Here is a 13,615-nt window from a genome sequence, read left to right on the forward strand (position 1 = left end):
GGCAGCCCGGCGGAGCATCATGAGAACAGCTCTTCCGCCTTGCGCAGGGCTTCCACCAATATATCGACTTCCTCCAGCGTATTGTAGAGGCCGAAGGACGCACGGCAGGTCGAGGTCACGCCATAGCGCGCGAGCAGCGGCATGGCGCAATGCGTGCCGGCCCTGACCGCGACGCCGGCCCGGTCGATCACCGTGGCGACGTCATGGGCATGCGCGCCGGCAAGCTCGAAGGCGATGATCGCGCCCTTCTCCTTCGCCTTGCCGAAGATGCGGATCGAGTTCATCTGCCCGAGCCGCTCCATCGCATAGGCGTTGAGCCTGGCCTCATGCGCCGCGATGTTCTCGCGTCCCAGCGCCATCATGTAGTCGAGCGCCGCGCCGAGGCCAACCGCCTCGACGATTGCCGGCGTGCCGGCCTCGAAGCGGTGCGGCGGATCGTTATAGGTGATCGCGTCCTCGCTGACGGTCGCGATCATCTCGCCGCCGCCTTCATAGGGCGGCAGCTTCTGCAGCCATTCACGCTTGCCCCAGAGGATACCCGAACCGGTCGGCCCATAGGTCTTGTGGCCGGTGAAGGCGTAGAAGTCGCAGCCGAGCGCCTGCACGTCGACCGGCAGGTGCACCGCACCCTGCGAACCGTCGACGACCAGCGGGATGCGATAGGCCTGGCAGATCCTGGCGACCTCGGCGATCGGGACGATGGTACCGATCGCGTTCGACATATGCGTCAGCGACACCACCTTGGTGCGCGGCGTGATCAGCTTCTCGAATTCCTCGATGAGGAAATTGCCGTCCTCGTCGACCGGCGCCCATTTGATCACGGCGCCGTGGCGCTCGCGCCAGTAGTGCCAGGGCACGATATTGGAATGGTGCTCCAGGATCGAGAGAATGATCTCATCGCCTTCCTGGATCTTGAGGTACTGCCCGAGCGAGGAGGCGACGGTGTTCAACGCCCCGGTCGAGGAGCGGGTGAACAGGACCTCCTCGATATGCGCGGCATTGAGGAAGCGCCGGGCGCTCTCGCGCGCCGCCTCATAGGCCTCGGTCGAGGCGTTGGCGAGGTAATGCAGGCCGCGATGGACATTGGCGTAGTCCTCGCGCATCAGCCGCGTCATCGCCCCGATCACCGCTTCCGGCTTCTGGGCCGAGGCGGCGTTGTCGAGATAGACCAGCGGCTTGCCGTAAACCTGGCGCGAGAGGATCGCGAAGTCCTTGCGGATCGTCTCGACGTCGTAGGGCTTCGCGATCGCGTTCATCTCAGGCCTTTCCGGAAGGCTGGGCGGGCCGGTCGGCGACGAGCGTGCCGGCGTGTCCCCAATCCTCGCGCTCGATCTCCTGGATCACGATATGGGTGCTCTGCGGGTTCTTGCCGAGCACACGGACGAGCGTCTGCGTGAACTCCTTGACGATCTCGGCCTTCTGCTCGCGCGTCGCGCCCTTGGTGATCTGCAGGTTGACGTAAGGCATCAGGCAACTCCGGGCTTGGGTGCACCTTCGCGCTGGCCGAGCCAGCAATCGATCTCGCGGCCGATGATCTCGCGAACGCCCTCGTCGCCGACCATGTCGGAGACTTCGCCGACGAAGGCGGCGAGCACCAGCGCCTCGGCCTGCGGCCGCGGCAGGCCGCGCGCCATCAGGTAGAAGAGCTGCTCGGCGTCGATCTGCGCCACGGTCGCGCCATGGCCGCAGACCACGTCGTCGGCGAAGATCTCGAGCTCCGGCTTGTTGAACATGGTCGCGCCGTCATTCAACAGCAGCGCATGGCTCTTCATGCTGCCATCGACCTTCTGCGAATGCTGGTGGACGATGACCTTGCCCTGGAAAACGCCTGTGCCCTCGCCCTCGATGATGCTCTTGAACAGCTCGCGGCTCTCGCCATGGGCCGCCGCATGGTCCATCACCAGCGTGACGTCGGAGTGCTCCTGCTTGCGCAAGAGGTTGATGCCGCGCAGCGCCGCGCGGCTGTGCTCGCCGCCATAGCGCAGGAAGCTCTGCTGGCGCAGTACGCCGCAGTTCACGGCGACCGCGACGGAATCGAAGGTGGCATGGCCGCCGAGCTCGACCAGCAGCGACTGCACCTGAACGGTCTCCGCGCGCTGGCGCGAGACCATGCGCACATGCTCGACCTGCGCGCCCTCGCCGATGACGAAGGAAGTGGCGTGGTTGATCTGCACCGGCGCCGCGCCGACGCTCTCCTGCAGCTCGACCACGGTGACCTTGGCGCCGGCGCCGATCTTGACCAGCGAGCGCGAGACGATCGAGGCCTCGCTCGCACCGGTGCCGAGCGCCAGCAGAACGATCGGCTGGTCGAGCTCGGTGCCGTCAGCAATTTCGATCACCACGCCGTCCTGGGCGAAGGCGGCGTTGAGCATCAGCGCGCCGTCGTCGCGGGCCACCTCCGGCACAGCGAAGGCCGCGGCGATCTCGTCCGGGCTCTCGGTCAGCGCCTCGGCCAGGCTGCGCGCCGTGATGCCGACGGGCAGCCCCTGCAGATCGGAATCGGCAGCGCTGAACACGCCGTCGATGGTGACGAAGCGCCGGCCGGCGATGGTCTGCAGCGCCAGCCGGTCGGCGATCGCCTGCGGCCGGGTCGGGCGGCGCGCCAGCGGCTTCGCCTCGCGCCAGAGCGCGCGCAGATCGGTATAGCGCCAGGATTCGAGCCGGCGATGCGGCAGGCCCTTGGCCTCGAAGCCGGCGAAGGCATCCTCACGCACCTTGCGCATCGCGCCGGCGCCCGGCAGCTCGGCCTTGACATTGGCGAACTGCTCGGCGAGCTGCTGCTCCGCCGCGGTCTTGAGCGGGGTGATGATCGCCATCACGCAGCCTCGCCATAGGAGGCATAGCCGCTCTTCTCGAGCTCGAGCGCCAGCTCTTTGCCGCCGGTCCTGACGATCCTGCCCTTTGACATCACGTGCACGGTGTCGGGCACGATATGGTCGAGCAGGCGCTGATAGTGGGTGATGACCAGGAAGCCGCGGTTCTGGGCGCGGAGCGCGTTGACGCCATCGGCGACGATACGCAGCGCGTCGATGTCGAGGCCGGAATCGGTCTCGTCGAGAATGCACATGGACGGCGACAGCAGCGCCATCTGCAGGATCTCCATGCGCTTCTTCTCGCCACCGGAGAAGCCGACATTGAGCGGCCGGCGCAGCATGTCCCGGTTGATGCCGAGCTTGTCAGCGGCGCCGTTGACCTGCTTGATGAAGTCGGGCGTCAGCAGCTCGGCCTCGCCGCGGGCCTTGCGCTGCGCATTCATCGCCGCCTTGAGGAAGGTCATGGTGGCGACGCCGGGGATTTCCAGCGGATACTGGAAGGCGAGGAAGATGCCGGCGGCGGCGCGGGCATCGGCCTCCATCTCCAAGAGGTTCTCGCCGTTGAGCAGGATCTCGCCGTCGAGAACCTCATAGTCCTCCTTGCCGGCGATGACGTAGGACAGCGTCGACTTGCCGGAGCCGTTCGGCCCCATGATCGCGGCGACCTCGCCGGCGTTCACGGTGAGGTTGAGGCCGTTGAGGATCTGCTTGTCCTCGTCGGCGATCTTGACGACCAGATTGCGAATTTCGAGCATCATAACTTCCTTATTCACACGTCCCAATCTGTTGTTCAGGACGATAAAAATCGATTCCTTCGGCAAAGCTGTGTTGTGACAGCACAGCAACAAGTTTGCCTTTGACTTTTTCCTTTAGAAAAATGGTCACGAAGAACCCATTGTCCGATCCATCGGCCCGCTCGACGATATCAATCTTCGAAGGGCCACGGAAAATGGAGATATCTCCTTCAAAACCATTCTCTACATTACGAAAAGCGCCCAACTCCGATCCTGCCAGACCAGAAAACTGGAACCGTCGTGTTTCCGGCGCTTTCCTAGCAGGCGTCGCAAGAACGCGAACGGCATCAACGTCTAAGCCAACTCCCGAAGTGAAAGTGCAAGCCAGCGAAGTGATGGCCGCCGCCGGTCGCGAACCCGTGGTCATCCCACAGATGACCAAAGCCGTTGCAAAGCCGGCGGAAAGGCCAAGCCTCACCCCACGCTCCCCTCGAGCGAGATCGTGATCAGCTTCTGCGCCTCGACGGCGAACTCCATCGGGAGCTGCTGCAGCACCTCCTTGACGAAGCCGTTGACGATCAGCGCCACCGCCTCCTCCTCGGAGAGGCCGCGCTGCTGGCAGTAGAACATCTGGTCCTCGCCGATCTTCGACGTGGTTGCCTCGTGCTCGAAAATCGCGGTCGCGGTCTTCGCCTCGATGTAAGGGATCGTGTGGGCACCGCACTGGTCGCCGATCAGCAGCGAGTCGCAATTGGTGAAGTTGCGCGCGCCCGTCGCCTTGCGGTGGGCCGAGACCATGCCGCGATAGGTCGAGTCGGACTTTCCGGCTGCGATGCCCTTGGCGATGATCTTCGAGGTCGTGTTCTTGCCGAGATGCAGCATCTTGGTGCCGCTATCGACCTGCTGGGCGCCGTTCGACACCGCGATCGAGTAGAACTCGCCGCGCGAGCCGTCGCCGCGCAGGATGCAGGACGGGTACTTCCAGGTGATCGCCGAACCGGTCTCGACCTGCGTCCACGAGATCTTCGAGTTCTTGCCACGGCAGTCGCCGCGCTTGGTCACGAAGTTGTAGATGCCGCCCTTGCCCTCGGCGTCGCCCGGATACCAGTTCTGCACGGTCGAGTACTTGATCTCGGCATCGTCGAGCGCGATCAGCTCGACCACCGCCGCATGCAGCTGGTTCTCGTCGCGCTTGGGCGCCGTGCAGCCTTCGAGATAGCTGACATAGGAGCCCTCATCGGCGATGATCAGCGTGCGCTCGAACTGGCCGGTATTCTGCTCGTTGATGCGGAAATAGGTCGACAGCTCCATCGGGCAGCGCACGCCCTTGGGGATGTAGACGAAGGAGCCGTCGGTGAAGACCGCGCAGTTCAGCGTGGCGAAGTAGTTGTCGGTCACCGGCACCACGGTGGCGAGGTACTTCTTCACCAGCTCGGGATGCTCCTTGATCGCATCCGAGATCGAGCAGAAGATCACGCCGGCCTGCGCCAGCTCCTTCTTGAAGGTCGTGACGACCGAGACCGAGTCGAACACGGCGTCGACCGCGACGCGGTTCTCCGGCGCGACGCCGGCCAGGATTTCCTGCTCGCGCAGCGGGATGCCGAGCTTCTTGTAGGTCTCCAGGATCGCCGGATCGACCTCGTCGAGCGACTTCGGGTCGGCGCCCTTCTTCGGCGCGGCGTAGTAGTAGATGTCCTGGTAGTTGATCGGCGGGTAGTTGACGCGCGACCAGGTCGGCTCGGTCATGGTCTTCCAGCGGCGGAAGGCGTCGAGCCGCCATTCCAGCATCCATTCCGGCTCGTCCTTGCGGGCCGAGATGTAGCGGACCGTGTCCTCGGTCAGGCCCTTGGCCGGCTTGTCGACCTCGATCTCAGTGACGAAGCCGTATTTGTACTCGGTCACGTCGATCGACTTGACCTGATCGATGGTCTCCTGGACCGCTGCCATCTCTAAACTCCTGTCGCGGGTTCAAGGCCCGCCGGTTCGGTCTTGGTTTTGCGCAAGGCCTCAGGCGGCTGCCTGAACCTTCCGGTTCGGGTTCGCGGCCAGCGCCTTGGCATAGGCCGCGATGAATTGGTCGATGTCCGCCTCGCAGGTGGTCCATCCCAGCGAGGCGCGCAAGGCCCCTTCGCTCATGACAGGGTCGACACCCATGGCTGTCAGCACGTGCGAGCGCCTGACCTTGCCGGAGGAACAGGCCGATCCCGAGGACAGGGCAACGCCGGAAAGATCGAGCATGATCAGCGCCGTTTCGGCCTTGATGCCGGGCGTTGCGAAGGCGGACGTGTTGGGCAGGCGCGGAGCCTTGGCGCCGAAGACCGCGGTATCGGGCGCGAGCGCGATAAGCCGGGCCTCCAGCTGATCACGCAGCTCAGCCAAGCGGATCGCCTCCGCAGCAAGCGCCTTGCTCGCCTCTTTCGCTGCGACGCCGAAGCCGACGATGCCCGGCAGGTTCTCGGTGCCGGCACGCCAGCCGCGCTCCTGGCCGCCGCCGCGCAGGGGCTTGTCGATGAGTTCAAGCGCTCCGGTCCGGAAGACGATCGCGCCGACGCCCTTGGGGCCACCGATCTTATGGGCGGACAGCGTCAGAGCATCGACGCCCAAGCTATTGATATCGATCGCGGTCTTGCCAGCGGCCTGGACCGCGTCGGAGTGTACGAGCGCGCCATAACGCCTGGCGATGGCGACGATCTCGGCGATCGGCTGCAGAACGCCCGTCTCGTTGTTGGCGAGATGGGCCGAGACCAGCGCGCGCTCATCCGGCCGCTCCGCCGCAAAGCGCGACAGCCGCTCACCCAGCCAGCCGAGATCGATGAGGCCTTCGCCATCGACCGGGATCGCCTCGGCCTGACCGGCCGGGAAACGATGGCCATCGCGCACGCAAGGATGCTCGCTGGCGCTGTGCAGCAGCAGCGTCACCGGCGCCCGCACGCAATCGCGCGCGCCGCTGCAATCGCTGAGGCCGGGCGACAGGATCGTCGCATTGGCCTCGGTGCCGCCGCTGGTGAAGACGATATTGCTCGCCTTGGCGCCGCAAAGCGCCGCGACCCGCTCGCGGGCCTGCTCGATCGCGCCGCGGGCCGCGCGGCCCTCGTTATGGACGGAGGACGGGTTGCCCGGCATCTGCAAAGCCCGCAGCATCGCCTCCGCCACGGCCGGGCGAACCGGCGTCGTGGCGTTGTGGTCGAGATAGCTGCGGGTCGTCGCGAACACCTGCGCTAATGCTCCGCTTTGGAGGGCTTGCCCGAAGACGCGGCACGAAATGCTTGAAATCGCACCCCTGCACCGTGCTATAGCCGCCCGTCCGAGCCGCGATGGACCGGAACTGCAAGCGGCTCCCGCTCGCATGTTCCAGTTTTGTTCACGGCTGTTAGAACCATTCTAAGCGCTTCATGTAGGGCGCGAGCGGCGGGGCCGTCAAGGGTGAGCAGGCTTTTCAGTGGCAGCAAAGCCGCTTTTCAGCCGGCCGCCCGCGTGCCTCGCCCGACAAAAGGCGAGATGTGATGCCAGAGGTGATTTTCAACGGACCGGCCGGCCGGATCGAGGGCCGCTACCAGCCCGCCAAGAAGCGCGGCGCGCCGCTGGCGATCATCCTGCATCCGCACCCGCAATTCGGCGGGACGATGAACAACCAGATCGTCTACAACCTGTTCTACACCTTCGTGAATCGCGGCTTCTCGGCCCTGCGCTTCAACTTCCGCGGGGTCGGCCGCAGCCAGGGCCAGTTCGACCACGGCGCCGGCGAGCTCTCGGATGCCGCAGCCGCGCTCGACTGGATGCAGGCCCTGAACCCCGAGGCCAAGAGCTGCTGGATCACCGGCGTCTCCTTCGGCGCCTGGATCGGCATGCAGCTCCTGATGCGCCGCCCCGAGATCGAAGGCTTCATGTCGATCGCGGCGATGGCGAACCGCTACGATTTCTCCTTCCTCGCCCCCTGCCCATCCTCCGGCCTGTTCGTCCACGGCTCGGAAGATCGCGTCGCGCCGGTCAAGGAGGTCATGGCGGTGATCGAGAAGGTCAAGACCCAGAAGGGCATCCAGATCGAGCACGCGGTGGTCGAGGGCGCCAACCACTTCTTCGACGGCCGCGTCGACCAGCTGATGGAGCAGGTCAGCGCCTATCTCGACCGCAAGGTCGGGCCCGAGATCATCAAGAGCGAGCAGGAAAAGGCCTGAGTGCCAACGCCGTCATGCTCGCCCTTGTGGCGAGCGTCCACGTCTTGAACACCACGCTTGGTGAAGGAAGACGTGGATGGTCGGGACAAGCCCGGCCATGACGCGAAAACCGTCGAACCATCGAGCCCTGTCATGACCGCCTTCAAGTCCGATTTCCTGCGCGTGCTCGACGAGCGCGGCCTCATCCACCAGATCTCCAACCCGGAGGAGCTGGACAAGCTCTGCCGGCAGGGGCCGCAGACGGCCTATGTCGGCTATGACGCGACCGCGACCAGCCTGCATATCGGCAACCTGATCTCGGTCACCATGCTCTACTGGTTCCAGGAGACCGGGCATCGGCCGATCACGCTGATGGGTGGCGGCACCTCAATGGTCGGCGATCCCTCCTTCCGCGACGACCAGCGCAAGCTCCTCTCGATCGAGGAGATCAACGCCAATATCGAGAGCATCAAGAAGGTCTACTCGCGCATCCTGCGCTATGGCGACGGCCCGAACGATGCGCTGATGGTGAACAACGCCGACTGGCTGCTCAAGCTCAACTATGTCGAGTTCCTGCGCGATGTCGGCCGGCACTTCTCGGTCAACCGCATGCTCTCCTTCGACTCGGTGAAGCTGCGGCTCGATCGCGAGCAGTCGCTCTCCTTCCTCGAATTCAACTACATGATCATGCAGGGCTACGACTTCGTCGAGCTCAGCCGCCGCTATGATTGCCGCCTGCAGATGGGCGGCTCCGACCAGTGGGGCAACATCATCAACGGCGTCGACCTCTCGCACCGCATGGAGGGCAAGCAGCTTTTCGCGCTGACGACGCCGCTGCTGACCACCGCTTCGGGCGCCAAGATGGGCAAGACCGCCAGCGGCGCCGTCTGGCTCAATGGCGACCTCTTCAGCCCCTATGAGTTCTGGCAGTATTTCCGCAACACCGAGGACGCCGATGTCGGCCGCTTCCTCAAGGTGTTCACCCGCCTGTCGCTGGCGGAGATCGCGAAGCTCGCCGCACTCGGCGGCTCGGAGATCAACGAGGCCAAGAAGGTGCTCGCGACCGAGGCCACCGCGCTGCTGCATGGCCGCGAGGCGGCGGAAGCCGCCGCCGAGACCGCCCGCAAGACCTTCGAGGAAGGCGGAGCCGCCCAGGACCTGCCGAGTATCGAAGTGCCTGTTGCCGAGCTCAAGGCCGGCCTCGGCGTGCTCAGCGCCTTCGTCAGCGCCGGCCTCGTGCCCTCGACCGGCGAGGCTCGCCGCCAGATCAAGGCCGGCGGCCTGCGCGTCAACGACGCCCAAGTCTCCGACGAGCGCGCGACGCTGACGCCGGCCGATCTGGTCGACGGCGCGGTCAAGCTCTCCTTCGGCAAGAAGAAGCACGTCCTGCTGCGGCCGGTTTGAGGCAGGCGCGCGGCTCGGCGCCCCGCTTGCCGCCGCGCCTCAGCTGAAATGGTAGCGATTGAACCGGTCGAGCTGGTCGTAATACACCAGCGTCGTCCCGCAGCTCCTGTCGGCGACGCTGAAGATATTGGTATCGTCGTAGCCGGTCAGAACCACCCAGTGATTGACGGTCCCTTCATTGGTGATGTGGGCGACGATGCCGGCGCCCGACTTCAGCCAGCGGCTGACCTCGCCAAAGCTGGTTTCCGCGCCCTTGTACTGCCGGTAGAGCCAGACACGCTTGCCGAATGCGCCGGTCAGGAGCCCGAAGTCTAGGTCAGAGCGCTGCTTGCTGCGATGCGCGTAGCCTTGCGCCTCGTGCGACATCCAGGCTTCGAGCGTGGCCGGCGTGACGATCGCCGGGTCGAGAGGGTAACCGGGATTCTTGCTCGCCAGGACAGTCTTGACCGTGTCGAGATGCGGTGGGGTGAACCTGATGTTCTTCGAGGCGATCATCGTGGCGCAAGCCGTCAGCGCGCACCCCTTGGCCCGGATCTCGTCGGCCGTCCCGTTCAGTGTCTGGTCGCCCCAGCGATTGTCGCCTTGCGAGTAGTTGCAGGCCGGCGCCACCGTGAAGGTGGCCCTGATCGCGGCACTGACGGGATAAGGCCGCGAAGGATCGGGCTCGGTCAGGCGGCCCGCATAGGAATTGAGCGCCTTGAGCGTAGGCCGCGTCAGGCCGGGACTTACGATACCGTCGCCGCCGCCCACGCGTGCGACGCGCTGGAACGTTCGGATCCTGTCCTTGAAGTTCGACCGGTCGGCGTCAGGGCTGCCGCCGGACCAGTCCTTGACCTCGCGCAACAGGATGATGATCTTGTCGACATCCTCCTCCTTGTTGGGCGAGTTTCCGGCCCCGACGGCGAATTTGATCTCAAGTGGTGGCCCGGGCACATCGACCTCGCTCGTTCCGGGTGGAGCAGCGAGACTCTAGCCGAGCATTCCCTTAGGTCAACACGCCAAGAACCCGCGCCCTGTTGGCGCGCTCAGCGTTCCGCCGTGCCGGGCGCCGGCACATTGGTACCCGGCCGCCCTTGCCCCACCGGTCCGCCGCCAAGCGGGTCGACGAAGCGGCGCAGGATGCCGGGCGCGATCGCCGAGAGCGGGTTCACCGTCATGGTCGGCTGGCTGGCAGAGCCCGAGACGCGGAAGTTCACCGCGAACAGCCCACCATATTGCCCACCACCGAGGATCATGCCGACCACCGGCACCTGGGCGAAGGCGTTGTTGAAGGCATAGCCCGGCACGAAGGTGCCGCCGATATCGACGCGGTCGCGGCCATAGTCGACATTGCCCTGGATGGTGAAGCCGACCTGTTGGCCCCAGAGCACTGCATCATTGATGTCGATCCGGCTGGCGCTGCGCACGAACTCGGCGCGCAATTTGGTGAAGGCGACATCGCTCGCATCGACGCGCGGGGCTGGCGCGCCGGTGCTGTCGAGCGCGCCCGGCGCCTGGGAGCCCGGCGGGCCGACGACGCGGCGCAAGGCCGGCTCGTCCCGCACCGTGAAACTGCGCAGGAGCAGTTCGCCCGGCTGGCGCCCCTCGCCGGCTCCGATCTGCAGCACCAGATCGCCGCCATAGGCGCGGCGATAGAGGTCGAGGAAGCGCAAGGTGGCGCCGCCATTCTCCGACTGCACCACGATCGACCCCGGGCCCTCGCCTTGCCTGGCCTGCTTGATCGAAAGGTCCGCCTTGCCGATCCGGCCCTGATAGGCGATCGAACGAACGGCGCCGTTGCGGCGCGAGAGCTTGAGCTGTGAATTGCCGAGCGCCTCGCTGTTGAAGCCGGTCAGGATCGGCACGTCGAGGTCGAGGTCGAAATCAGCTCCGGACGCGGCGTTCTGGCCGCCGCGAGCGCCGCTCCTGGCGGAGGCGGCAGGCGCATCGAACAGATCGCGGATGAAAGGCCGGGCATCGAGCACCGCCCCCCGCACCGAGAGCTTGGTCACGCCGCCATCGCGGCCGATCTCGACCTTGGTCAGGTTGTCGCCCGGCGACAGGCGCAATTGCGAGAAGCTCGCGCTCTCGAACGCGTTCTGCCTGGTCAGCGAGATCCGCCCCTTCGCCAGCAGCGGCGCGCTCTCGATCGTCAGATCCTCCAGATCCGGACCGTCATCGTCGACAACATAGGTGAAGACTGCCTTGCCGGCCCGGCCGGCAGGCTTGCCGACGCCGGGCACGCCCGTGTCGATCGTCGCCTTGGTCAGGTCGACCTCGACGCGCGGCGGCGCCTCCGGGACCTTGCCGAGCGGTTTCACGACCTTGACCTGCATCGACCCGCTGACGCCGGTCTCAGGGCCGAGGCCACGCCGCTTCAGCGCAGCATTGTCGAGATTGAGCGAGACGGTCGCCTCGCCCTGCCCCTTCGCATTCTGCCTGAGCTCGATCGGCGCCTTGTCGCCGCCGACCCTGCCTTCGCCCTTGATCGCGAGCTGGCCGCGGTCGTAGGTCAGCGCCAGATTGGCGCCCTCCAGCTTTTCGCCACCGAGCAGATTGTCGGAGGCGACGTTCGAGAGCATGCCAGTGCTGCGAATCAGGACGTCATTGAACGTCAGATCGTTGACCAGCGGCAGTGAGAGCTGGTTGGTCAGATCGATCGCGCCGCGCAACGCCCCGGGCTCGATCTTGAGCGGCGAGAATTCGCGCAGCGACGGGAAATTGAGGAGCGCGACCAGCGCGTCGGCTGAGCCCGTCGACTTGAAGCCGATCCGCGCCTGCGGCCGGTCCGCCCAGGTGTCGGACATGGCGAAGGTGCCTTCGCCGAGCTGGAGCTTGCGGCCCTCGCCGACCTCGGCCGTGGCCTGCGAAATGACAAGGTCGACGGTGCGGCCTGTCGTCGAGCCGACGACGCGGGCATCGGTGAGGAGAGGCAAGCCGGGATTCGGCAGGAAACTGACCTGCGAGGCCTTCAGGCTCACGGCGACGGCGTCGTCATCCATGCCTTTGCCGTCCGCCAGCCGGGCGTTCGCCTCCGGTGACATCGCCAGCTTGACGTCGATCTCCTCGACACGCCCGCTCTTCACCATCTCGACCAGGGCTGCATGCAGTCCGGGCGAGGTCACGGCCGGCCAGACCGCGAGCGCCGCCCGCATGTCGGTATCGACCGCCCTGATCTGGAAGCGATGCGAATTCTTGTCGTCGCGCCGGCGCGCCATGCCGGAGCCTTCGGCGTTGATCAGCGGCCCCTTGAACGAGAGCTGGCCCATCCTGACCTCGCCCGCGCCGGGGTCGACCTCGAGCTGCGTGCGCAAGCTCGAGAGGACCACCGCCGCATCCTTGCCGATACCGGCCACCTGCCCCGCACCGTCGAGCGCCAGCCGCCAGATGCCCCCCTCGTTGCGCGCCTCTCCGCTTCCGGCGAGCCTAGTCTCGCCGGCCTGGAGCTGGGCGGTCGTGACCTTGACCGTCTTGAGACCGTCATCGCTGGTGAAGTCGAGCTTGGCGCCCTGGACCTCGATCGGGTCGAGCCCCGCATTGTGAAGCTTGACCACCCCCGGCGCGACGGAGAGCCCCGCGGCGATCCTGCGTTCGCCGCCGCCGGTCTGGGTCAGCGAGATCTTGCCGCTGAGCGCCAGGCCATCGAGCGCAACCATGGCGTTGCCAAAGGCCAGCGCCACCGCCTCTGCCGGCTCGAAGCGATGGATGTCGATCGTAGCGCTGCGCGTACCGTCCGGCGCACTAGCCAGATCGATCGCCAGCTCCTTCCAGCGCGGCCCGATGCGCCCTTTCATCGACAGCCGCGCCTGCCCGTCGCCGAAGCGCTCCAGCCGGATGTCGACATCCTCCAGGCCGGAGCGCTGCCGCCCGGCCGGGTCGATCAGCGTCACCCGTGCTCCGCCGATGCCGGCGACCTCGAGCGAGCCGAGGAGGCCATCATTCGAGACCAGCGCGCCGATCGCGTTCATCGCCCCGGCAAAGGCGTCCCAGTCGACGGGATCGCCCGCGACCGGCGTTTTCGGAGCCTGCTCCGGCTGAACATCCTGTTCCAGCAGCAACAAGCCGTCCTGCCTGACGCCGAGCCGGATGTTGACGCCGCGCAAGTCGAGCGAGACCAGGCGGATATCGCCGCGCAGCAGCGCCATCGGGTCATAGCCCAGCACCGCCTCCGGCGCCCGGAACGAAGCCCCACCGGCATGCTTGAACGAGACTTCGCGAACCCGAAGGCGCGAGCGGCCATCGACGCGGTCGAGCTGGGCATGCTCGGCCGTGACTTTCCAGTTCGGCCCGAGCCGTTCCTCAATGGCGGTGGAGATGCGGCCCTCAAGCCCTGAGAGCGGAATGAAGCCGCTGACCAGCAGGGCGGCCGCGGCGAAACCCAGCATGACGACGGCGACGCAGACCGTGAGCGCGATGGTGACGATGCCGCGCCAGGCGCGCTTGGCCACGGCGACCACCTCCTGGCACTCCGTGTCGGAAGCCGCGCCGGCTGCAGAAGCCGCGGCGATCTTGCTGGTCTCGGTCAAACGGA

At 66.1% G+C, this 13,615-nt stretch carries 11 protein-coding genes; 2 read left to right on the plus strand and 9 right to left on the minus strand.

What is annotated here, in order from left to right:
* Window positions 1-17 precede the first annotated feature (17 nt).
* From GV161_RS26440 to GV161_RS26470, 7 genes are read right to left on the minus strand one after another with little or no spacing between them, the layout of a single operon-like run.
* On the minus strand, window positions 18-1,256 hold the full coding sequence (locus GV161_RS26440; protein ID WP_152014843.1) for a cysteine desulfurase: 1,239 nt from the start codon (window positions 1,254-1,256) through the stop codon (window positions 18-20).
* Between the two features lies 1 nt (window position 1,257).
* The gene (locus tag GV161_RS26445) at window positions 1,258-1,467 is read right to left on the minus strand and encodes a 4-oxalocrotonate tautomerase family protein (RefSeq protein WP_126111144.1); all 210 of its coding nucleotides are present in this window, start codon (window positions 1,465-1,467) and stop codon (window positions 1,258-1,260) included.
* Window positions 1,467-2,816: a Fe-S cluster assembly protein SufD gene (sufD, locus tag GV161_RS26450; RefSeq protein ID WP_152014844.1), complete on the minus strand. Its 1,350-nt coding sequence runs from the start codon at window positions 2,814-2,816 to the stop codon at window positions 1,467-1,469. The genes GV161_RS26445 and sufD overlap by 1 nt, the downstream gene beginning before the upstream one ends.
* Window positions 2,816-3,568, minus strand: a complete 753-nt coding sequence (gene sufC / locus GV161_RS26455) for a Fe-S cluster assembly ATPase SufC (RefSeq protein ID WP_152014845.1) — start codon at window positions 3,566-3,568, stop codon at window positions 2,816-2,818. The genes sufD and sufC overlap by 1 nt, the downstream gene beginning before the upstream one ends.
* A gap of 10 nt (window positions 3,569-3,578) precedes the next feature.
* Window positions 3,579-4,025, minus strand: coding sequence for a hypothetical protein (locus GV161_RS26460; RefSeq protein WP_152014846.1), 447 nt, complete (start codon window positions 4,023-4,025; stop codon window positions 3,579-3,581).
* Window positions 4,022-5,494 carry a Fe-S cluster assembly protein SufB gene (gene sufB / locus GV161_RS26465; protein ID WP_152014847.1) on the minus strand — a complete coding sequence of 491 codons (1,473 nt, stop codon included), beginning with the start codon at window positions 5,492-5,494 and terminating at the stop codon, window positions 4,022-4,024. The genes GV161_RS26460 and sufB overlap by 4 nt, the downstream gene beginning before the upstream one ends.
* Window positions 5,495-5,554: 60 nt before the next feature.
* The gene (locus GV161_RS26470) at window positions 5,555-6,760 is read right to left on the minus strand and encodes a cysteine desulfurase family protein (RefSeq protein ID WP_152014848.1); all 1,206 of its coding nucleotides are present in this window, start codon (window positions 6,758-6,760) and stop codon (window positions 5,555-5,557) included.
* Window positions 6,761-7,050: 290 nt separating this feature from the next.
* Here GV161_RS26470 and GV161_RS26475 point away from each other — a divergent pair, with 290 nt between their 5' ends.
* Together GV161_RS26475 and tyrS are read left to right on the plus strand one after the other, a co-directional pair.
* Entirely contained in the window at window positions 7,051-7,722 is a 672-nt protein-coding gene (locus GV161_RS26475; RefSeq protein ID WP_152014849.1) for an alpha/beta hydrolase, read from the plus strand.
* Window positions 7,723-7,854: 132 nt separating this feature from the next.
* Window positions 7,855-9,105: a tyrosine--tRNA ligase gene (gene tyrS, locus GV161_RS26480; RefSeq protein ID WP_152014850.1), complete on the plus strand. Its 1,251-nt coding sequence runs from the start codon at window positions 7,855-7,857 to the stop codon at window positions 9,103-9,105.
* 39 nt (window positions 9,106-9,144) lie between these two features.
* Here tyrS and GV161_RS26485 read toward each other — a convergent pair whose 3' ends face one another.
* A complete protein-coding gene (locus tag GV161_RS26485) occupies window positions 9,145-10,038 on the minus strand; it encodes a C39 family peptidase (protein WP_152014851.1) in 894 nt (297 codons plus the stop codon).
* A 92-nt stretch (window positions 10,039-10,130) separates the two neighbouring features.
* Window positions 10,131-13,610, minus strand: a complete 3,480-nt coding sequence (locus tag GV161_RS26490) for a hypothetical protein (RefSeq protein ID WP_152014852.1) — start codon at window positions 13,608-13,610, stop codon at window positions 10,131-10,133.
* Between the last annotated feature and the right edge of the window lie 5 nt (window positions 13,611-13,615).

Origin of the sequence: Bosea sp. 29B (assembly GCF_902506165.1) — a bacterium.
Lineage (GTDB): Bacteria > Pseudomonadota > Alphaproteobacteria > Rhizobiales > Beijerinckiaceae > Allobosea.

What these genes read in the sequence shown, in the direction of transcription:
- GV161_RS26440 (WP_152014843.1), bottom strand. Translation starts at nt 1,256, where the DNA reads ATGAACGCGATCGCGAAGCCCTACGACGTCGAGACGATCCGCAAGGAC.
- GV161_RS26445 (WP_126111144.1), bottom strand. Translation starts at nt 1,467, where the DNA reads ATGCCTTACGTCAACCTGCAGATCACCAAGGGCGCGACGCGCGAGCAG.
- sufD (WP_152014844.1), bottom strand. Translation starts at nt 2,816, where the DNA reads ATGGCGATCATCACCCCGCTCAAGACCGCGGCGGAGCAGCAGCTCGCC.
- sufC (WP_152014845.1), bottom strand. Translation starts at nt 3,568, where the DNA reads ATGCTCGAAATTCGCAATCTGGTCGTCAAGATCGCCGACGAGGACAAG.
- sufB (WP_152014847.1), bottom strand. Translation starts at nt 5,494, where the DNA reads ATGGCAGCGGTCCAGGAGACCATCGATCAGGTCAAGTCGATCGACGTG.
- GV161_RS26475 (WP_152014849.1), top strand. Translation starts at nt 7,051, where the DNA reads ATGCCAGAGGTGATTTTCAACGGACCGGCCGGCCGGATCGAGGGCCGC.
- tyrS (WP_152014850.1), top strand. Translation starts at nt 7,855, where the DNA reads ATGACCGCCTTCAAGTCCGATTTCCTGCGCGTGCTCGACGAGCGCGGC.